15 protein-coding genes and 3 tRNA genes are annotated in these 20,704 nt (G+C 48.7%); 14 read left to right on the top strand and 4 right to left on the bottom strand.

Annotated elements, in window-relative coordinates; translation table 11 throughout:
- Positions 1-28 precede the first annotated feature (28 nt).
- The 6 genes from alaS to MEALZ_RS13810 all read left to right on the top strand — a co-directional run bounded on the left by alaS (position 29) and on the right by MEALZ_RS13810 (position 4,536).
- Positions 29-2,656, top strand: a complete 2,628-nt coding sequence (gene alaS / locus MEALZ_RS13835; protein ID WP_014149275.1) for an alanine--tRNA ligase — start codon at positions 29-31, stop codon at positions 2,654-2,656.
- Positions 2,657-2,659: 3 nt separating this feature from the next.
- Positions 2,660-3,889: an aspartate kinase gene (locus MEALZ_RS13830; RefSeq protein WP_014149274.1), complete on the top strand. Its 1,230-nt coding sequence runs from the start codon at positions 2,660-2,662 to the stop codon at positions 3,887-3,889.
- A 92-nt stretch (positions 3,890-3,981) separates the two neighbouring features.
- Positions 3,982-4,179 carry a carbon storage regulator CsrA gene (gene csrA, locus MEALZ_RS13825; protein WP_014149273.1) on the top strand — a complete coding sequence of 66 codons (198 nt, stop codon included), beginning with the start codon at positions 3,982-3,984 and terminating at the stop codon, positions 4,177-4,179.
- A 14-nt stretch (positions 4,180-4,193) separates the two neighbouring features.
- Positions 4,194-4,285, top strand: a tRNA-Ser gene (locus tag MEALZ_RS13820).
- 80 nt (positions 4,286-4,365) lie between these two features.
- Positions 4,366-4,442, top strand: a tRNA-Arg gene (locus MEALZ_RS13815).
- 18 nt (positions 4,443-4,460) lie between these two features.
- Positions 4,461-4,536 (top strand) — tRNA-Asn (locus tag MEALZ_RS13810).
- A gap of 234 nt (positions 4,537-4,770) precedes the next feature.
- On the opposite strand, the gene MEALZ_RS13805 is transcribed toward MEALZ_RS13810, so the two are convergent.
- Positions 4,771-4,950: a helix-turn-helix transcriptional regulator gene (locus tag MEALZ_RS13805; protein WP_014149272.1), complete on the bottom strand. Its 180-nt coding sequence runs from the start codon at positions 4,948-4,950 to the stop codon at positions 4,771-4,773.
- Positions 4,951-5,219: 269 nt separating this feature from the next.
- Between MEALZ_RS13805 and MEALZ_RS13800 the strand changes: the two genes are divergently transcribed.
- The 8 genes from MEALZ_RS13800 (at position 5,220) to hsdR (ending at position 14,584) form a co-directional block, all read left to right on the top strand.
- Positions 5,220-5,888, top strand: a complete 669-nt coding sequence (locus MEALZ_RS13800) for a hypothetical protein (protein WP_014149271.1) — start codon at positions 5,220-5,222, stop codon at positions 5,886-5,888.
- Positions 5,889-6,785: 897 nt separating this feature from the next.
- On the top strand, positions 6,786-7,055 hold the full coding sequence (locus MEALZ_RS13795; RefSeq protein WP_014149270.1) for a type II toxin-antitoxin system TacA family antitoxin: 270 nt from the start codon (positions 6,786-6,788) through the stop codon (positions 7,053-7,055).
- On the top strand, positions 7,052-7,585 hold the full coding sequence (locus MEALZ_RS13790; protein ID WP_014149269.1) for a GNAT family N-acetyltransferase: 534 nt from the start codon (positions 7,052-7,054) through the stop codon (positions 7,583-7,585). Before MEALZ_RS13795 ends, MEALZ_RS13790 begins: the two co-directional genes overlap by 4 nt.
- A 343-nt stretch (positions 7,586-7,928) precedes the next feature.
- Positions 7,929-9,431, top strand: a complete 1,503-nt coding sequence (locus MEALZ_RS13785) for a class I SAM-dependent DNA methyltransferase (RefSeq protein WP_014149268.1) — start codon at positions 7,929-7,931, stop codon at positions 9,429-9,431.
- Positions 9,428-10,654, top strand: a complete 1,227-nt coding sequence (locus MEALZ_RS13780) for a restriction endonuclease subunit S (RefSeq protein WP_014149267.1) — start codon at positions 9,428-9,430, stop codon at positions 10,652-10,654. The genes MEALZ_RS13785 and MEALZ_RS13780 overlap by 4 nt, the downstream gene beginning before the upstream one ends.
- A gap of 273 nt (positions 10,655-10,927) precedes the next feature.
- Positions 10,928-11,149, top strand: a complete 222-nt coding sequence (locus MEALZ_RS13775; RefSeq protein ID WP_223842309.1) for a type II toxin-antitoxin system HicB family antitoxin — start codon at positions 10,928-10,930, stop codon at positions 11,147-11,149.
- Positions 11,150-11,445: 296 nt separating this feature from the next.
- The gene (locus tag MEALZ_RS22115; protein WP_014149265.1) at positions 11,446-11,655 is read left to right on the top strand and encodes an addiction module protein; all 210 of its coding nucleotides are present in this window, start codon (positions 11,446-11,448) and stop codon (positions 11,653-11,655) included.
- A 535-nt stretch (positions 11,656-12,190) separates the two neighbouring features.
- Complete coding sequence (gene hsdR / locus MEALZ_RS13765) at positions 12,191-14,584, top strand: EcoAI/FtnUII family type I restriction enzme subunit R (RefSeq protein ID WP_014149264.1); 2,394 nt, start codon at positions 12,191-12,193, stop codon at positions 14,582-14,584.
- A gap of 267 nt (positions 14,585-14,851) precedes the next feature.
- Here hsdR and ppk1 read toward each other — a convergent pair whose 3' ends face one another.
- The 3 genes from ppk1 to corA form a co-directional block, all read right to left on the bottom strand.
- Positions 14,852-17,026, bottom strand: a complete 2,175-nt coding sequence (gene ppk1 / locus MEALZ_RS13760; protein WP_014149263.1) for a polyphosphate kinase 1 — start codon at positions 17,024-17,026, stop codon at positions 14,852-14,854.
- Positions 17,027-17,341: 315 nt separating this feature from the next.
- The gene (locus MEALZ_RS13755; RefSeq protein WP_014149262.1) at positions 17,342-19,477 is read right to left on the bottom strand and encodes a cytochrome-c peroxidase; all 2,136 of its coding nucleotides are present in this window, start codon (positions 19,475-19,477) and stop codon (positions 17,342-17,344) included.
- 411 nt (positions 19,478-19,888) lie between these two features.
- Positions 19,889-20,581, bottom strand: coding sequence for a copper(I)-binding protein CorA (gene corA / locus MEALZ_RS13750; protein WP_014149261.1), 693 nt, complete (start codon positions 20,579-20,581; stop codon positions 19,889-19,891).
- Positions 20,582-20,704 lie beyond the last annotated feature (123 nt).

The following is a 20,704-nucleotide window of genomic DNA, read 5'->3' as shown; positions in this document are numbered from 1 at the left end:
TTCCAAGAACATTTAGTATTCGAAGATGATGAAAAACATGAGCAGTTCGGAATTGCGTTCCGCATTCCTGGATTTTTTTCGCCAACGCGGACATTCCATCCAACCCTCCAGTTCGCTGGTTCCGGGTAACGACCCGACATTGTTGTTTACCAATGCCGGTATGGTGCAATTCAAAGATGTGTTCCTCGGCCGAGAGCATCGCGACTACACGCGTGCCGCGACTAGTCAGCGTTGCGTTCGTGCCGGCGGCAAGCATAACGACTTGGAAAATGTCGGTTATACGGCGAGGCATCATACATTTTTTGAAATGCTCGGCAACTTCAGTTTCGGCGATTATTTCAAACAGGATGCAATACACTTGGCTTGGGATTTTTTGACCAAAGAATTAGGCATTCCGGCTGAAAAATTATGGGTTACGGTTTTCGATGAAGATTCCGAAGCCGAAAAAATCTGGCTGGAAGACGTCGGAGCCGATCCGAAGCGTTTTTCCCGTATCGGCTCCAAAGACAACTTTTGGGCGATGGGCGATATCGGTCCGTGCGGCCCATGCAGCGAAATTTTCTATGACCACGGCGAATCGATTCCTGGCGGGCCGCCGGGATCGCCGGACGAGGATGGCGATCGCTTCATCGAAATCTGGAATCTGGTGTTCATGCAATACGATCGCGATAGCGAAGGCAATCTGCATGCATTGCCGAAGCCGTCGGTCGATACCGGCATGGGCTTGGAGCGAATCGCCGCAGTCATGCAGGGCGTGCATAGCAATTACGAAATCGATTTATTTCAAGGCTTGCTGAAAGCGGCCGCAAAACTGGCCGGCATCAAGGACCTGAACAAGAGTTCGTTGCGCGTAATCGCCGACCATATACGTTCCTGCGCATTTTTGATCGTGGATGGTGTCTTGCCGTCTAACGAAGGGCGGGGCTATGTGCTACGACGGATTATCCGAAGGGCTATTCGCCACGGTTACCGCTTAGGTATCCGTGAAGTTTTCTTTTATCAATTGGTAGCGCCGCTTGTCGAGCAAATGGGCGAGGCTTACCCCGAATTGAAAAATGCTCAAGAACAAGTCGAGCGTGTACTAAAAAAAGAAGAAGAGCGCTTTGCCGAAACACTCGAGCAAGGGATGAAGATTCTGGAGGCTTGCGTAGCCAAGCTGGAAGGTTCGACGATACCCGGAAATATCGTGTTTCAGTTATACGATACCTACGGATTCCCAGTCGATTTGACCGCCGACTTTGCGCGCGAACATCAGTTGACGATTGATCACGCCGGCTTCGAGACCGAAATGGCCGAACAGCGCAATCGGGCGCGGGCGGCAAGCAGTTTCGGTGCCGATTACAACCAGACATTAAAACTGGACGGTCAAACCGAATTCACCGGCTATCAATATCTTGAAGACAGCACCAAGATTATCGGCTTGTTTATGGAAGGCGAAGCGGTAGAAAGCTTAAACGAAGGCGATGAAGGCATTGTCGTCCTGGAAAAAACGCCGTTTTATGGCGAGTCCGGCGGACAAGTCGGCGACTGCGGCCGCATTTCGACCGATCAAGGCGTATTCGAAGTCGTCAACACGCAAAAGCAAGGCGGCGACTTGTTTTTGCATCGCGGCAAGCTGTTGTCGGGGAGTTTGTCGGTCGGAGAAAGCTGTACCGCGAGAGTCGATAAGATCAAAAGAAAAGCGACCGAGTTGAACCATTCTGCGACACATCTATTGCATGCGGCCTTGCGTGAAGTCTTAGGCGATCATGTCACGCAGAAAGGATCCTTAGTGAATGCCGAACGCCTGCGTTTCGACTTTTCTCATTTCGAGCCGGTGACGCCCGAGCAAATCGCCGTGATCGAGCGCTTGGTCAACGAACAGATTCGTTTAAACGAGCCGGTATTGGCAGAAGTCATGGCCAAAGAAGAGGCGATGCAAGCCGGGGCAATGGCTTTGTTTGGCGAAAAATACGGCGACGAAGTCAGAGTGCTTAGAATCGGCGGCTTTTCCACCGAACTGTGCGGCGGCACGCATGTCGATCGGGCTGGCGATATCGGCTTGTTCAAGATCATCGGCGAAACCGGTGTCGCAGCGGGCGTCAGAAGGATCGAAGCCGTTACCGGCAGTGCCGCATTGGATTGGATCGATAGCCGCGATAAAGCCTTGGCGATCATTGCGGGATGCTTGAAAAGCGCGCCGGAAAAGGCGGCCGATAAGGTCGAGCAATTGCTGGAAAAAAACAAGCAACTAGAAAAAGAGTTGGAACGGTTGAAAGTGAAAATGGCGAGTTCGGCTGGCGGCGAATTGAGCAGTCAAGCGGTCGAGATCGAGGGTGTTAAAGTCTTGGCGGCTAAAATCGATGATAGCGATCCGAAAGCGCTCCGCGACATGCTTGACCAATTGCGCAATAAGCTTGGTAGTTGCGCAGTTGTACTTGCGACCGTCAAAGGCGATAAAGTCAGTATGATAGCGGGAGTATCGAAAGACTTGGTTTCTAAAATCAAAGCCGGTGATTTGGTCAATGTGGTAGCCACGCAAGTCGGTGGTAAAGGCGGCGGCCGACCCGATATGGCTCAAGCGGGAGGTAATAACCCGGCGGCATTGCCGGATGCGCTCAACTCAGTTGCGCAATGGGTTCGGGAACAACTCGGCGCTTATTTTAAAGGTTATTGAATAATGGGATTATTCGTATATAAATTCGGTGGAACATCGGTTGGTTCTGTTGAGCGAATCAAAGCGGTGGCGGAAAAAGTAAAACAAGCTCATGACCAAGGGGATCAATTGGTTATCGTCGTCTCCGCAATGAGCGGCGAAACGAATCGATTGATTGCTTTGGCGAATGAAATCCAGAAATACCCGAACTCCCGAGAGATGGATGTCTTATTGTCGACCGGCGAGCAGGTGACGACGTCTTTATTGAGCATGGCCTTGCATGAGCTGGGTTGTCCGGCCTGCTCCTATACCGGCGGTCAAGTCAAAATACTAACCGATAGCAGTCATACCAAGGCCAGAATTATCAATATCGACGATAAAAGAATGCGCGAGGATCTGACAGCGGGACGCGTGGTTGTCGTTGCCGGCTTCCAAGGTGTCGATGATAAGGGGAATATTACAACCTTAGGGCGTGGCGGTTCGGATACGACGGCAGTTGCATTGGCGGCGGCCTTGAAAGCCGACGAGTGTTGTATATTTACCGACGTCGACGGTGTCTATACGACCGATCCGCGGGTCGAGCCGAATGCTAGGCGATTGGAAAAAATTACTTTCGAGGAAATGCTTGAAATGGCAAGCCTGGGCTCGAAGGTCCTGCAAATCCGATCGGTCGAATTTGCCGGCAAATATAATGTGCCGCTGAGAGTTTTATCATCATTTACAGAGGGCAAAGGTACGTTAATTACCTATGAGGACGATCAAATGGAACAAGCTTTAATTTCAGGAATTGCGTTTAATCGGGACGAAGCCAAGCTAACGATTACCGGTGTGCCCGATTTGCCTGGTGTCGCCTATAAAATTTTGGGACCGATCGCCGATGCCAATATCGAAGTCGACATGATCATTCAGAATATCGCCGGCGACGAGACGACCGACTTTACCTTCACGGTGCATCGCAATGATTACGAAAAAGCCAAAGAGCTGCTTGATTCGATTTGCGCCGAATTAGGAGCCAAGGCCGTTACAGGGGATGTCAAAATCGTCAAAATATCGATCGTCGGCGTCGGTATGCGTTCGCATGCGGGAATCGCTAGTACGATGTTTAAAGCCTTGGCAGACGAAGGGATTAATATTAGAATGATCTCGACCTCGGAAATTAAGATTTCGGTCGTCGTTGATGAAAAATATCTGGAATTGGCGGTCAGAGCCTTGCACTCGGCCTTCGAGCTGGATAGAGAGCCGATAGAAAGTTAGTTTTATTTATCAATAAAACCTGGTAGAATATCGCTCTTGGTTGGTTACTGCATGCATAGCAGTAGAAATTACATACAATATAGGGAGAAGCCATGCTTATCTTGACTCGTCGGGTAGGGGAGACTTTGATGATTGGTGACGAGGTAACCGTCACTGTTCTTGGAGTCAAAGGAAATCAGGTTCGCATCGGTGTAAATGCGCCAAAAGAAGTCTCGGTTCATCGAGAAGAGATTTACGAAAGAATTAAAAAGGAACAATCGGAATCTTCAGACAAAAGCGATTCCGAATAGCCTAACGCAGTTTTGGAGAGTTGGCCGAGAGGCTGAAGGCGCTCCCCTGCTAAGGGAGTATGGGCTTTATCTCCCATCGAGGGTTCGAATCCCTCACTCTCCGCCATCGATTATAAAATCGATTATTTTTAAAAATAAAATATTGACAAGATAAGAAAAAGAAAAGATAATAAGCGGCTCAATAAGGCGCCCGTAGCTCAGCTGGATAGAGTACTCGGCTACGAACCGAGCGGTCGGGAGTTCGAATCTCTCCGGGCGCGCCATTGACAATACCGAATTAATCCCCTGTAGCTCAGTCGGTAGAGCGGGTGACTGTTAATCACTAGGTCGGCGGTTCGAGCCCGTCCGGGGGAGCCATATAAATCAAAGGCTTAGTAGAAATACTAAGCCTTTTTTTTGCCAAAAACATTCAATAATGTCGCGTTAAATGTCGCTTTGTGCAGAATAATTGTAAGTTAGGCAAAATCAAGCCGGGATGAATTTAAGTGGCATCATAACGAAACTCAGAAATTCGCAGGCAAGTCCTTTTCTCTCAAACTGATCACGTTGAGATGTGATTGATTGAGGATTTATTTTTTCGTTTTAGAACTGTTAAAGTTCAAAATTAACTAAAGCGTCAAGATCTTCTTTTTTACAGACGGTTGCTCTCGGACTTATCTTCGCAGTGGGAATTTTGCCTGCGGCGACTAGTCGCCAAAAGGTTGCGATACTAATGCCCAAATATTCAGCAGCAGTTTTGGGTCGAAAATAAACTAAAGGCGGCTCGTTCATGACGTTTTCTCCTCTTAAATAACAATGTCAGTGTGGATATCACAAATCGTCAAGCGATGTTGGCAAGTATCTTTTGTTATTTATTTGATGAATGCTACATAAAACCCTAGTCAGCAAACTAAGGGTTTTTGTTGTATGAGGTAGAAAAGCATTTAGGCCCTTTTTTTTGACCAAAATTCCTACAGTCTCCCGGTGGGGGGCGGTATCGGGTCGGAAAAATCTGCACGACCTGTTAAGAACAAACTTCGCATCATCATTCAATATAGCTCATGGCCGATTTTACCTTTACTCCAGCCGATTATCCCGAGATTCGTCATCGTATGATGGACTTGCACAGCAAGATTTTCAGAAAGCTCACGAAGGACGATATTAAAACCTGCGGCAAGCATTTAGGGATTTGGCATCAAAAGACATTGATGGTCAAAAAAGAAAACGAAATGGACTTGTTTACCGATTATGCGATTTACGGCTATCGTCCGAACGACTTCAACATGGCGGAGAAGTTCTTGCGTCTATTCAGCAAAGAAGCCGACGAATATGAATTGGAATTGCTGCGCCGCATGAGCCAAGCGCCTTATGCGATTTACCGACTGGATGAAACGAATCGCAAAGATACCATCAAAGCGGAGAATATATTCAGCAAAGCGACTTTTCAGATTATCGATTACAACATGGCGAAAGCAACTAGTTTAGGAGTGGTTCTGGCGGGCTATTTGGTTGATTTCGATGGTTTTTCGATTCAAACAGGAGGAACCGTTTTTCTCAGCAAAGAAATCCTCCAGGTGGAGCAGGTCAAACGGATAATTGACCGGATCGATGATAATGAGTTGAGTCATTTTCTGAGCAAACCGGCAAACGGCGCCAAGATGGCAAAAGCGATCTTTTCTGCGACTTTCCAATTAGATAAAACCACCAATTTTGGTCATAGGCCGATTTAAACAGTCAAAGATAGACGCTCAATCGGTCGTATATCTCGTCCGGGGTAAATAAAAAAGCAAGGGCTTACGTTAACGTGTAGGCCCTTTTTTATTGACCGAATTTCAGATGTTCTCCCGATCGGCATCGGGCGGAAATATCCCTTCAAAAGCATGCCGCAAAGCATGACGATTGCTCAATCAATTGCATCGCTCTCATTGAAGCATCGGTATCGAGTCGGTTGACTTGGCAGTCCTGAGAAAGCCACAAAAATCTTTCAAAAAAACATAGCACTTCAGGCATTGGGTAAATCTAAATGATCCCCTTCTGTTTCTATAGTAATGACAACGGTGCCAGCACACATACACATTCAGCGGGAAAGCATGTTAGGAACGAGTATGAAATAACTTAGACAACTGTCGGAAGGGGGGGGGCTCGATTGACAGGTGTCGGCGGCAGGGCAGATTTTTGCTCCTGCAAAATCTGCATTCACGCCATCCATGGCGTTTGCAGATTTTTGCTCCTCGGCAACTGCTCCTGCGTTGCCCTAATACACGCCATCCCTGGCGTAATGCAAAATCTGCATTCATGCCATTCATGGCAATCAGATTCCGCCGTCAAGCCTACATGGACTTATTCACGGCGTCCTGTCAAGCGAGTCACCAAACCGCCACAAAGCCTACTATTTGTATAAGTTATTTTGTGCATATTCCTTAGCAAAATTTTGGTTGCAACCGATCGCTCTTGCAAGTTCAACTCGATACTTTCCCAAAGAATTGAGAAAGCTTGACCGGACAAGCCGGTGAGTGTGACGTTATGTTTTATCGTATTCCGTCAGATGTCCGTACAGATTGAATGTGTCTGAAATAGGGTCTACAATTGCCAATAATTACGGAATTGTTCCGTACATGGGAGGTATTATGGCTACAGCTCGTTTAGATATTCGACTTGACGAAGAAATCAAGGCTAAAGCGGAAAAAGCTTCAGCTTTGCTTGGGTTAAAAAGCCTAACAGAGTACGTTGTTAGGCTAATAAACGAAGACGCAACTCATGTTATAGAAAAACATGAAAGTATTACAGTCAGAGACAGTGTGTTTGATGAATTTATTGCAGCGTGTGATAAAGCAAAAGCGCCCAACCGAGCTCTACTAGATGCTGCTAAATTTGCAGAAGAGAGCGGCATTGAGTGAGTTGGGGCAAAGAGTTCCTAGAACTCAGTAAATCAAAACATGATCGCAACTCGTTTGATTGTGGCGTGCAAGAGCTAAACACGTTTATCAAAACTCAAGCAGCAAGGCATATGGAAGCGGGGATCAGCCGCACAATGGTTTTGCCAAGTGCCCACCCATTATTAAACCAACAGTTTGCCATTTGCGCATTTTATAGCGTTGCTCCAAGTTCAATTAGTCGTGAGACGCTGCCGGCACAACTTGCTAAAAAACTTCCTAAATATCCGGTACCTGTTTTCTTGCTTGCACAATTAGCGGTGCATAAAGAGTTTCATGGTGCGGGACTTGGTAAAGTTTGCCTTATTCGCGCGTTGAAATACTTGTGGGATGTGAACCATTACATGAGAGCCTATGCAATTGTTGTCGACTGCTTGACCGATTCAGCACAAGCCTTTTATGCGAAGTTCGGCTTCGAGGTTTTGTGTGGACACAATGGACGCATCCGTATGTTCTTACCGATGAAAACGGTAGAACAGCTTTTCAGCCAATAGGTTACGAACAAAACAAAGAATTTAAGAGGGATAGCCAACGCATGGCACTACAGCCTCACAACCCGGCAAGACAAACCAAAATAAAAACAGGGACCCAATGTTCGAACAAACCTTCAAAAATATCCACGATGTACTCCTAGCAGGACGGGGTTTGCAGCCCCGTCCTAAACGTTTCGACTTTGGCCGAAGTAAGCCGAAATGTTTAGGGCAAACCGAAACGTTGGGGACGGGTTAAATAACCCGTCCCGCAGAAGGTGGTATGCGTTGTCTGCCCCTTAATGCGGCGTTAGCTCTACAGCCTCACAACCCGGCAAGACAAACCAAAATAACAACAGGGATCCGAATGTTCGAACAAACCTTCAAAAATATCGACGATGTACTCTGGAAAGAGGCCGGTTGTACCACTGAGCTGGATTACACCGAACAGACCTCGTGGATGCTGTTTCTCAAATACCTGGACGATCTGGAGCAGGACAAGGCCATGCAGGCCGAGCTACAGGGCAAAAGCTACGAATTCATTATCGATGCGCCGCACCGCTGGTCCAGCTGGGCGGCACCCAAGGACGGCAAAGGCAATTTCGACCACAATAACGCCCTGACCGGTGATGACCTGATCGATTTCGTCAATCGCGATCTGTTTCCTTATCTGCAAGGCTTCAAGCAACGCGCCAGCGGCCCGGCTACCATCGAATACAAGATCGGTGAAATCTTCGCCGAGATCAAAAACCGCTTCACCAGCGGCTACTCGCTGCGCGATGCGCTGGAATATATCGACGCGCTCCGCTTTCGCTCACAGAAAGAAAAACACGAGCTGTCGCATATCTACGAAGCCAAGATCAAGAACATGGGCAATGCCGGGCGCAATGGCGGCGAGTATTACACGCCACGGCCACTGATTCGCGCCATGATTCAGGTGATTAACCCCAAAATCGGCGAACGCATTTACGATGGCGCCTGCGGTTCGGCGGGCTTTCTCTGCGAAGCCTACGACTACCTGCGTTATGGCGGATTTGAGGCTGAGGGCAGCGGTAAGAGTAATGAAGGCGGCAAGGGTGCCAATCTCAGCACCGGCCAGCTCAACACGCTGCAAACCACTACCTTCTACGGCAAGGAAAAGAAAAGCCTGGCCTATGTGATTGCCATTATGAACATGATTCTGCATGGCATCGAAGCGCCGAATATTATTCACACCAACACCCTGGCCGAGAATATCAGCGATATTCAGGAAAAAGACCGGTTTGACGTGATTCTGGCCAATCCGCCCTTTGGCGGCAAAGAGCGCAAAGAAGTACAGCAGAACTTCCCCATCAAAACCGGCGAAACCGCCTTTCTGTTTCTGCAGCACTTCATCAAGAACCTCAAAGCCGGTGGCCGTGCGGCGGTGGTGATTAAAAACACCTTTCTCTCCAATTCCGACAACGCCTCCAAAGCGCTGCGTCAGGAATTGCTGGAAAACTGCAACCTGCACAGCATTCTCGACTGTCCCGGTGGAACCTTTCTCGGCGCGGGCGTAAAAACCGTGGTGCTGTTTTTCGAGAAAGGCGCACCGACCCGCAATATCTGGTATTACCACCTCGACCCCGGCCGCAGCCTGGGCAAGACCAATCCGCTCAACGACAACGACCTGAAAGAGTTTGTGCAACTGCAAAAAACTTTTGCCGATTCGGATGAGTCCTGGAGCGTGAGTATTAAGGACATCGACCCGGCCAGCTTTGACCTGTCGGTGAAGAATCCCAATAAAGTGGAAGAAGATCCGCTGCGCGATCCGGAAGTGATCATCAACGAGATCGAAACGCTGGATGCGGAGAGCGTGGAGATACTGGAAGGGATTCGGGGGATGTTATGAATATGGGGTGGCCTACGGTTAACTTGGGGGACGTTTGTGATCTTCAAAACGGATTCGCTTTTAAAAGTAAATCATTTAAGGAGGGTGGAACTCCCGTTCTAAGGATATCAAGCATTCAAGGTGAGGAGGTATCAGATAATCGTCCTGTTTATGTTGATGAAAATGATTATTCTGAAAATCTCTCAAAATACTATGTGAACCAAGGTGACTTGTTGATTGCAATGTCTGGTGGGACAACAGGAAAAATTGGTTTCCTTAAAACAGGTGCTCGCTACCTACTTAATCAACGAGTGGGTTTGTTTAGGCCAACTAAAAAGCTGGATAAGCAGTATCTGTTTTATTTTCTACTCACAAAATCAGAAGAGAGTTTAAAAATTTCAGCTGGTTCTGCACAGCCAAACTTGAGTACAAAGCAGATAAAGGATTTCCAAATACCTTTGCCGCCGGTAGAAGAACAGAAACGCATCGTCGCGATTCTCGATGAAGCCTTTGCCGGCATCGACACCGCGATAGCCAACACCGAAAAAAACCTCGCCAATGCCCGTGAGTTGTTTGAAAGTTATTTGAATTCTGTTTTTACCCAGCGGGGTGAGGGGTGGGTCGATAAAACTCTGAAACAAGTGTGTGTCGATTTTGGACGAGGAAAGTCAAAGCATCGACCAAGAAATGACCCAAAGTTGTATGGTGGGCCCTATAGGTTTATTCAGACGGGAGATGTCCGAAACTGCAAGCATTTGATCAAAAATAGCACACAAACTTATAACGAAGCTGGGTTGGCTCAGAGTAAACTTTGGCCTAAAGGCACAATCTGTATAACGATAGCTGCTAATATTGCAGAGACTGGAATACTGGATTTTGATGCATGTTTTCCGGACAGTATTATCGGAATGGTGGTCGATAGTAAACAGACATCGAATAATTATGTGGAATATCTCCTTCAGTCCGTAAAGGCAAGAATAAAAGCAAAGGGTAAAGGTAGCGCACAGGATAATATTAATCTTGCTACTTTTGAGAATGAATTATTCCCGTTTCCGAGTTTAAATGAACAAAGTAAGGTCGTTGCAAATTTGTATGAGCTATTCACATCGATACAGCGGCTTCAAGTGATCTACCAACAAAAACTCGCATCATTATCTGAACTCAAACAGTCCCTACTACAAAAAGCCTTCTCCGGCGAATTAACCTCAAAACCTGACAAACTCATAGATGAGGCGGTGACATGACTGTTGTAATTGTTTCTCCGAAGTATCAGATTGTAATTCCTAGAGAAATTTGCGAATCTGTGGGGACTGCTCGCTCCCAAACTCTAGTTTGGGAGTGTCTACCGTCAAGCTCTGCTTGACGAACGATAAGCAGAGCTTAAAGATAAGCATTCCCAAGTAGAACTTGGGAACGAGACAACTGAATCTTCAAAATGTCAAAGGGAAAGCAAAACCTTACCAAATTAAACAGATGCTGCAATTGATTAAAGCACATAACCTCCAAATGGGAGAGGAATGATGAAAGACTATCATATCAATATCTTTTATAGCGAAGATGACGAGGGATATATCGCTGATATTCCGGATCTTAAGGCGTGCTCAGCTTTTGCTGAAACACCGGCTCAAGCCTTGGCAGAAGTGTTGGTAGCCAAAGAGAATTGGTTAGCCGCTGCAAAAGCAAACGGAAAGCAAATTCCTCCTCCAAAATATCGTTCCGTTATTTATGAGATTACATAGAAATGCCGATCAAGTCGCTGCACCTGGCCGGCTCATTGCTGCGTTCCTCAGCTGTTGCAACAACTGCCGCAAATGACACTGCTAGTAAATGCTTCTAAAACTTCGCTTGTCATCAAAAAAGCACTTGATGCCGGTTTGATTAAAAGTCCCGATCCCGATCACCCTCGTGCCGGATACGCCAAAGCGGGGTGAGTCCGGTGCCGGTTAACCCCAACGTTATGTTCTTATTGCCTAGCAGTCTCAGCGCTGACTTGTGATAAAATCATGCAATATATTTTCTGTCTGAGGTAAATACTTTGGAAATACAGTCACTTACAATATCTGAGCGAATTATTCTAGCCGAAGCTTTGTGGGACAGCGTAATCGCGGAAGATGCGAAAATTGAACTCACTGAGTCCCAGAAGCAGGAGCTAGACCGGCGATTGAAATCGTTCGAAATCGACCAAGATACAGGTTCTCCGTGGTCAAGTGTTAAAGCGCGAATACTTTCAAAGTCACGTTCATGAAGGTCTGGCCATCGCCCCGGCAAATGAAAGTTCTCTAGTTGGGAGGGTGCGGTCACTCGCCCGACAGGACGCCGTGAATACGTCCATGTAGGCTCGACGGCGGCTGTCCCTGCCGCCGACGCCTGTCGATCGAGCAACCGCACCCTCTCCGGAACCGGCATTGCCAGAACGGAGTTTTGCATATCGAAAAATTAGATAAAGAGTCCAACTTTATGAAGAAGGTATGGGGTGTGGCTAGCGAGGATGTCGGCAGCAGGGATTGCTGCCGTCAAGCCCCCAGGGATGGGTTCACGGCGGTCCTCGATAGACACATCCTATACCTTTTATTCTTAGACGGTTATTCAATCCAAAGGGAGTATGAAGAGAAGAGAGAGGGGCTTGGCTACGATTTTCTCCTATGTGTTGAAGAGGCTTCAAAATCCTGCCCTCCGTGGCACTGGATTCCGCCAATCCCTGGCGGAATGACGGGGCAAGGGCTTAATTTAATGGCAGTGAGTTGCTGTGGGCAAACAAGAAAAGGATAGGAAAACACCTCATGATCGAAGTTGGCCTAAATGAAGCAGAGACGCGCTCCGAACTGATCGACCCCGCGTTAAAAGCCGCCGGCTGGGGCGTGGTGGACGGCAGTCGGGTGCGGCGTGAGGTGATTACCTTGGGGCGCTTGCAGGGTGCGGGCAAACGCGGCAAGCAGGATATTACCGATTATGTGCTGTTTTATAAAGGCCAGAAGCTGGGCGTTATCGAGGCGAAAAAGCAAAGCCTGCCAGATACCGAAGGCGTGGCACAGGCTAAGCGCTATGCTGAGCGCCTGCAAACCCGTTTTACCTATTCCACTAATGGCGTCGGCATTTATCAGATTGACATGCACACAGGCAAGGAAGGCTATGTCGATCGCTACCCCACGCCTGATGAGTTATGGGCGCTAACCTTCGCCAAACCGAACCCCTGGCGTGAGCGTTTCGGCGAAGTGCCGTTTGAAGACAAGGGCGGTTTCTGGCAGCCGCGTTATTACCAGCACAATGCGATCAATAACGCCCTGGAAGCCATCGCCGAAGGCGAGCAACGCATATTACTGACGCTGGCTACCGGCACCGGTAAAACCGCGATTGCCTTTCAACTGGCCTGGAAACTGTTTCACAGCCGCTGGAATTTAAGCAGAGAACCCAATCGACGGCCGCGTATTCTGTTTCTGGCGGATCGCAATATTCTGGCCGATCAGGCCTACAACAGCTTTTCCGCCTTTCCGGAAGATGCGCTGGTCCGCATTGATCCGGAAACCATCCGCAAGAAAGGCCAGGTGCCGAAAAACGGTAGCCTCTTTTTTACCATTTTCCAGACCTTTATGTCGGGCCAGGATAGCCAAGGCAATTCGCTGCCCAGTTTTGGCGAGTATCCGCCGGACTTCTTTGATTTGATTATTATCGATGAATGTCACCGTGGCGGTGCCAATGACGAGAGCAACTGGCGCGGCATTCTGGAGTATTTCTCGCCCGCCGTGCAGTTGGGTTTAACCGCCACGCCCAAACGCAAACACAATGCCGATACCTATGCCTATTTTGGCGAGCCGGTGTATGTCTATTCATTGAAACAGGGCATTAACGACGGTTTCCTTACCCCGTTTCGGGTCCAGCAGATTGCCACCACGCTGGATGATTATGTGTACACACCGGATGACACCCTCATTGAAGGCGAAATAGAAGAAGGCCGGCGCTATACCGAAGATGACTTTAATCGGGTAATCGAGATTAAAGAGCGCGAAGCCTACCGGGTGAAACTGTTTATGGACATGATTGACCCGAACCAGAAGACGCTGGTGTTCTGCGCCACCCAGGAACATGCCCTGGCCGTGCGGGATTTGATTAACCAGTATAAAACCAGTAGCGATCCGAATTACTGCGTGCGGGTAACCGCCAATGACGGCGCCGAGGGCGAGCGTTTTCTGCGCCTGTTTCAGGATAATGAAAAAACCGTTCCCACCATTCTGACGACATCGCAGAAGCTCTCTACCGGGGTGGATGCGCGCAATATCCGCAATATTGTACTGTTGCGCCCGATAAACTCGATGATCGAGTTCAAGCAGATTATCGGTCGCGGCACGCGCCTGTTTGACGGCAAGGACTATTTCACCCTTTATGATTTTGTAAAGGCTTATGAGCACTTCAATGACCCGGAATGGGACGGCGAGCCGTTGGAACCGGAAGTCTGCAAACGCTGCGGCAATATTCCCTGTACCTGCGCGGTAACACCCCCCGAGCCCTGCAAAATATGCGGACGGACCCCGTGTGAGTGCAATCGGCCGGAGCCGGAATTTTGTCCTTATTGCGGTGAATTTCCTTGTATTTGTAAGAAGACGGTTAAAGTGAAGATCAAGCTGGCCGATGGCAAAGAACGATTGATTCAATACATGAGTTCCACCAGCTTCTGGGGGCCGGATGGAAAACCCCTGTCAGCCGCGCAATTTGTCGAGCGCCTGTTTGGCCAACTGCCGGAATTATTCAAAAACGAAGATGAACTGCGCAGACTTTGGGGCCAGCCACAAACCCGCAAGAAACTGCTTGAAGGGCTGCAAGAACGTGGCTACGGCATGGAGCAGTTGCGGGAAATCGGCAACATGATCCATGCCGAGAAAAGCGATCTCTATGATGTGCTCGCCTATATTGCGTTTAATCAGCCGCCGCTCAGCCGCGCCGAGCGTGTCGAATCGCATCGCGCGACTATCTTTAACCATTACCCGGATTATCCGCAACGGGAGTTTCTACAGTTTGTGCTCGGCCACTATGTTGAACGCGGTGTCGGTGAATTGGATCTGGAAAAACTGCCGCAGTTGATCGAGCTGAAATACCACAGCCTCCACGATGCCGTTAACGAACTGGGCGAGGTAAAGCGCATTCGGGAGGTGTTTGTGGGGTTTCAGCAGGATTTATACTGAAGGCGATGTTTGCTCGGTCAGGTTGGAGCTAACAAGGTGTTCCATTACCGCCGGTGTGCTTGGCGTTAACGTCGGCTATGGATTTCCAATGCTGTAGGGCAAATTATGGTTGTTGCCCGTAAGATTAACCTAAAAAGAGCAGTTGAGGCTCCACCAAGACGGTGAAAGTGTTGTAGACCCTTCATGCTTCGAATTGGCTCAGCACGAACGGTCTACAACACATGTCAACTGCTCTTTTTAGGATTAAAGGTATTGGATTATCGTTACTTATCCAGGGCGCGATCCGGATCGGCTTTTTTTCGATTTCTTGAGTTTTTTTTCAGAGCCGGCTTGTTTAAGGCGTGTCTGGGCTAAGTTAATCAGCGTTTCTTGGGCTCCAACGGCGTCCTGTTCATTTTTCGGTTGGCGCTGAACATAGCTGCCGTCGGACTGCATCTCCCAAACGCTTCTTTGATTATTTAATTGTACGTTCAATACTTCTCGTAGCTCGGCTTGTAATTCGGGTTTTCTGATCGGTGTGACGACTTCTACGCGGCTTTCCAGGTTGCGTTTCATGCAGTCGGCCGAGCCGATGAAATATTCTTCGTCGCCGCCGTTTTGGAAATAAAAAATCCGCGAATGCTCAAGAAAACGGCCGACAATGCTGATGACGCGTACCGAATCGGAGATTCCCGGAATGCCGGGTCGCAGTCGGCAGGTATCGCGGACGATCAAATCGATTTTGACGCCGGCTTGAGCGGCCCGATAAAGCGCGGCCGTGATATCGACATCTTCTAAGGCATTCATCTTGAATTGAATCAAACCGGGTGTTTTTGGCGAATGTTTGGCGATTTCGCGTTCGATTTTTTCGATTAAAGCGGGTTTTAGGTATTTCGGCGAGGTGAGTAGACAATTGTATTGGCGCTTCGGAACCAGGCCCGTCGTCATATAATTGAATAATTCGGTAAGGTCTTTGCCGATGTCTTGGTCGCAGGTCAAAATGCCGAGGTCGGTATAGAGCCTGGCGGTTCCGGCGTGATAATTTCCTGTGCCGATATGCGCGTATCGGCGTAGACCGTTATAGTCCTGGCGAACGACATAAACCACTTTACTGTGCGTTTTGAGTCCGACCACGCCATAAGTGACATGAATCCCTGAGCGCTCCATGCGTTGTGCCCATTGGATATTGGCCGATTCATCGAAACGCGCTTTCAACTCCACCGATACGGTAACCTGTTTGCCGTTTAATGCGGCGTCAATCAAATATTGGACGATTTTGGTGCCGGCCGAAGTGCGGTATAGCGTCATTTTAATGGCCCGAACATTCGGGTCGCGGCTAGCTTCCTTGACGAAGCGTTCGACCGTCGTCACGAAAGACTCATAGGGGTGTTGCAGCAGTATCGTCTCTTGTTCGCGAATGGCATGGAAAATATTCGGCGCGCCGGCTAATTTAGGGTGATCGCAGGGGTGATGCGGGGCGTCGAGCAAGTCCGGCCGGTCGATCGCGGCGATTTGAAATAAATCGGACATCGCCAAGCGCTGGTCGACAACGAATACATCATGCTCGTTCAGATTAAGTTCGGCGGCCAGCATGCCGCGTTGCAACTTGCCCATCGTTGAGGCGACTTCGAGTCTAACGACCGAGGCGAATTTGCGTTCGCGCAATTCCGATTCGATCATTTGTAGTAAGTCGTCGGCCTGGTCCTCGTCCTTTTCGGTGATGGCGTTGCGCGTCACGCGGAATAAATCCGCAAAAGCAATATTCATGCCCGGAAACAGTAAATCTAAATTGTTCGCGATTAAATCGCCCAGCGCAACATAAACAAACTCGTCGCCGACCTGAATGAAACGCGGCAGTCTGGGGCCGACCGGGACTTTGATCCTGACGAGCGTGACGAGTTCGGGGTCTGTGCAATAGACCCCGGCTAGCAGGTTCAAAGCCAGGTTCGAAATGAACGGAAACGGATGCGCCGGATCGATCGCCTGAGGCGTCACTAGCGGGAAAATATTCTGGATATAGTAATCGCGCATTTGTTTTTGTTGAGTGCGCGTTAATTCGGTGAAAGGAAGGATACGGATGTCTTGCGACTCGAGATGCTGCATTAATTCGACGAACAGTTGCTGTTTTTTCGCTTCGATTTCGCGTACGACCGCGTAGCATTCGGTGATTTGTTGTTGGGGGCTGCGACCGTCCACGCTTAATTCGGTGATGCCGGCGCCGAGTTGTTGTTTGAGTCCGCCGATGCGCTTCATGAAAAATTCGTCCAGATTGGAGCTGACGATCGCGATAAATTTGACTCTTTCCAGTAGCGGCGTTCGCTCGTCCTCGGCTTCGTGCAAGACGCGTTTATTGAACTCGAGCCAAGTCAATTCGCGGTTCAGGTACCATTCGGGAGAAGTTGCGTCGAAGTCTACACGAATAGAAGGGGCATTCGGTTCGATAGTGCTGCTTTGTGTATTCATTGCTTCCAGGCGCCCTTGGTCAATATGTCATCGAAAAGTGGATTACAAATTATAACCGATCAAGAGAGTAGGCTTCTGGAGTCTTTAAGCTTTCGCAAATAATCTTGGTGCGTTTGTTTATACCCACCGTAGATCAAAATTCGGCACCGGGGTGCCCGTCAAAGGACGCCGTTAATATGTCCATGTAGGCTCTATGCCTGCTCCATGTTGACAAAGCCTTTGTCGGACACCCCGGTGCCTTCTCGGGCACTACCGAAATTTGAAGTGCGAAAGGTATATTTTTAACGGAATACTACGAATCCGGAGCGAGTCGCTTCAAGGTTGTAAAAAACTATCAAAAGGCTTTAAAGGGCCCTGATCGCTCGTGCGACCATTCCGACCTACGGGCGGAACATAAATAAACTTGTCTTCTGCCAAACTACCCGGATCGATCTGGCTGCCGACTCCTTCCTCATGTCCGTGCGGGACCCAAAGTTCGGGGTGATCGAAAGGCGCTTTTTCCCAGCGCACCCGCTCATCGGTCAAGGTTTTCATAAAAGCGACCAAGCTTGCTTTGTCTTCTTCGGTAAAACCTTGGTCGAATACTAAGGTGGCCGCATGACGCCGATTTTGTATATTTCCGCCACGATTATAAAACTCCACGACTTCCTCAAGCGACTTCATGCCGCCATTATGCATGTATGGCCCGGTCAATTCGACGTTTCTTAGAGTGGGCACCTTGAAGGCGCCTTTAGTCAAGGTTGAGACACGGCCGTTGCCGGGTTTACGCATTTCCGCCTCAACGACAGCAGGGGACGGCACTCTTGATAGTTGTCTTAGCGCTTTACCGCGACATACCGCTCCGCGTCCAAAACGGCGATCGCGAACCGTTTCTCTGTCGCCGAATTCCAATTCACTGACGAATGGTTCAACAAAATCACAGGCAACAACCCTGATGGGGTCGACCATTGACTTGGAGGCGTTTGCCAAGACCGCCAAATATTGTTCCGAAAAGGACAGCGGATTACCGAACGGATCCTTGCCGCCTAGCCCCACATCGTAGTCATTCGGTGTCACACTGGTGTTGAAAAACCCAATGTCGACTAATGTTTTGTCGATGCCCACGCCACTGGTCTGCTCACCTAAAACAGTCCTGTCGACTACGCGGAGATAGCGCGGTTTTCTGCCTGAACGATAATAGGCTTGAGGGTTGATCGCCGCCGAGAATGTCGGCCCGGAATGGCAGTTATGGCAATGCGCATCGAAAAAGACATCTTGCCCCTGCTTTTGTTGAGCGGTAAACCCGTAAGGATAGCCTTCATCGTCCAATGGCTGATCGAAAGGTGCTTGATCGGAGATTAGCGTATTTTCGTAAAGTTGAATCGCCAGGCCGAAAAAGAAGGCGAAATTGGCCTCGATCTGAGAATAAGGCTCGCCCGAATTCGAAACGCCGAAATCCGCATTGGCCCGCCAGAATTTTCTATGGAAGGCTTTTTCGATCAATTCGCCATAAGTGGTATTCAAGCCCTTTCCGGATTCATGACGCACCACACCCAATACACTGTCTTCGGCATGAACAAGCTGTGTTTCGAGCGGACGGCGTCGAATTAATTTTTTGCCTATTTCGGAAAAGGTCCGTCCTTGGCAGGACATTTCTATCATATCCAATGGCGGCTCGACGGCCTGGGATGCGAGAGAAGCATGCTCTAGGTACAACTTGACTTGTCGGGCTCTTTTGTCGTTTCTGGCTATCCAAACCTTGGCGTTGGGGTCTCGATGTCCAAAGCCCGAGACGCCGTTAAAAATATTGTTGGCGCGCCCGTCCCAGAAGTTTCGAAAATTGAAGGCCGCATTGATGACCGTCGGCGTATTGCGATTGGTCACTTGACGAGTGCTTAAACCGTTTGCGTGGAAAATATCGCTGTTTTGAGGAGTGCATTGGTCGATGCCGTCAACCGTTTCTTGAACACTTTCAAATGAACGTGTAAAAGCGCCGGAGGAACCGGCCACATCGTCCGTCGCAAAAAGTATCTCCGAGTTTTTGTCGGCGGGATCGCTTAAACGAAAAAACGGAAAGTCGCTGGCTTTAAGCTCATAATCCGGTCCGCCAATCTCGAAACGTTTCGCGCTTTCAGTATTCGCGGTATGACGCTGACCGCTATTCATCTGATTACGCGTGCGCCGGTCGGCGCCCGCATGAAAATGGCAACTGGCACAAGCAATGCCGTCGCTACCGACATTGACATCCCAGAACAAGGCTTTGCCCAGCTGAATAGCTGCCTCTTGGTCAACGATAATTGAGGATCGTCTGCCTATCAAGCCCGGGGTTTCGGGCAATGTCACTAAACCAAAAGAATGGTCTTCGGCGAATCCATGCGCCAGTGCCCATTTCGGATGTCCCAACAGAACGGTCAACAGGCATAGCGACAATACGAATTTGCGGACAAAGGTTTTTTTAACGCTAATAAACATGATTTTCCAAAAAAAAGCGGGGGGGAGGCAGATATCTGCCTCCCCTTAACGATGTGAACCTCGCAGCTAAGGAATATGCACAAATTTACTTCTACAAGTTTTAGGCATTGTGGTGGTTCGGCGACTCGCTTGGCAGGTCGCCGTGAATACATCCATGTAGCCTCGACGGCGGAATCTGATTGCCATGGATGGCATGAATGCAGATTTTGCATTACGCCAGGGATGGCGTGTATTAGGGCAACGCAGGAGCAGTTGCCGAGGAGCAAAAATCTGCCCTGCCGCCGACGCCTGTCAATCGAGCCACCGAACTCCCTTTCAGTATTTGTCGAAGTTATTTCATGCTCGTTCCTAAGAGACGAAACTAAAGAAGCAATAGATTCGGTGCAAGCTGGCAGTTAAGATGGATGTATATTATCGACCGGGAAAGCTGACTTCAACGCTTACGGGATAGCGCTGTGATACGGCTTTGGATGTGTCGATATCTTCATCGGGATTGATACCGCCGACTACGAACTGATAAAAACCGTTTTTAGGCGGTGTGAAAGTCAAGCTGACCTTGCCGGGTACGCCATCTAAAACCTTGTTTATGGCCGACTGGTCGTATGTTTCACCCAATATATCGCCCATGCCGTCGCGATCGAACGCATTGGTAATAAACTCCATATGAATTCGGCCAAGATTAACCGGGTTAACCGGGTCGTCGTCAAGAGTGGCATTCTGAACCATTACATCCTGAGACTGGCTATAAGAATGCGCATTGACATATTCAATAGGAGCAAATCTTCTACCTTGCCGTCTATACCAAACCGTCACGCCAGGGTGAAAGCCATCAATATCTGTGGCATCGACTGTAATCGTGACAGGTTGACCTCTCCTTAGTCTCATGTAGCCCCAGTTTGAATGATGAGTCCAACCTAGATAACCCATGGTCAAGTTATACCAAGAGTCTGCCCTAATATTCATGACGTGAGAGGAATTAGTTGGCGTAAATTCAAAATTAAAACCACCATTAAGCGTTGTTGCGGCATGGGAAGGTAAGCTGGTTAGAGCTCCCATCGTGGCCACGGCAAAGGTTAAGGCTTTTACTTTATTTGTTTTTTTCATTATTTCTCCATTGCTTTAATAATCGCCATGCGTTTTTTTTGCATTGGCATATTTTCGATTAACAAAAATGGTCAGCGCAACCGATTGATAGAATTTAAATGTTTGCAATTTTATCTGTCTTCC

The sequence above is a fragment of the Methylotuvimicrobium alcaliphilum 20Z genome (genome assembly GCF_000968535.2).
GTDB classification, from domain to species: domain Bacteria; phylum Pseudomonadota; class Gammaproteobacteria; order Methylococcales; family Methylomonadaceae; genus Methylotuvimicrobium; species Methylotuvimicrobium alcaliphilum.
This window is presented reverse-complemented; position numbering and strand designations above follow the sequence as displayed.

Excerpts from the sequence above, each read along its gene's own strand:
- MEALZ_RS13780 (WP_014149267.1), top strand. The coding sequence starts at position 9,428 with ATGAATATGGGGTGGCCTACGGTTAACTTGGGGGACGTTTGTGATCTT.
- MEALZ_RS13785 (WP_014149268.1), top strand. The coding sequence starts at position 7,929 with ATGTTCGAACAAACCTTCAAAAATATCGACGATGTACTCTGGAAAGAG.
- MEALZ_RS13755 (WP_014149262.1), bottom strand. The coding sequence starts at position 19,477 with ATGTTTATTAGCGTTAAAAAAACCTTTGTCCGCAAATTCGTATTGTCG.
- MEALZ_RS13795 (WP_014149270.1), top strand. The coding sequence starts at position 6,786 with ATGGCTACAGCTCGTTTAGATATTCGACTTGACGAAGAAATCAAGGCT.
- hsdR (WP_014149264.1), top strand. The coding sequence starts at position 12,191 with ATGATCGAAGTTGGCCTAAATGAAGCAGAGACGCGCTCCGAACTGATC.
- corA (WP_014149261.1), bottom strand. The coding sequence starts at position 20,581 with ATGAAAAAAACAAATAAAGTAAAAGCCTTAACCTTTGCCGTGGCCACG.
- MEALZ_RS13800 (WP_014149271.1), top strand. The coding sequence starts at position 5,220 with ATGGCCGATTTTACCTTTACTCCAGCCGATTATCCCGAGATTCGTCAT.
- csrA (WP_014149273.1), top strand. The coding sequence starts at position 3,982 with ATGCTTATCTTGACTCGTCGGGTAGGGGAGACTTTGATGATTGGTGAC.
- alaS (WP_014149275.1), top strand. The coding sequence starts at position 29 with ATGAAAAACATGAGCAGTTCGGAATTGCGTTCCGCATTCCTGGATTTT.
- MEALZ_RS13775 (WP_223842309.1), top strand. The coding sequence starts at position 10,928 with ATGATGAAAGACTATCATATCAATATCTTTTATAGCGAAGATGACGAG.
- ppk1 (WP_014149263.1), bottom strand. The coding sequence starts at position 17,026 with ATGAATACACAAAGCAGCACTATCGAACCGAATGCCCCTTCTATTCGT.
- MEALZ_RS13805 (WP_014149272.1), bottom strand. The coding sequence starts at position 4,950 with ATGAACGAGCCGCCTTTAGTTTATTTTCGACCCAAAACTGCTGCTGAA.
- MEALZ_RS13830 (WP_014149274.1), top strand. The coding sequence starts at position 2,660 with ATGGGATTATTCGTATATAAATTCGGTGGAACATCGGTTGGTTCTGTT.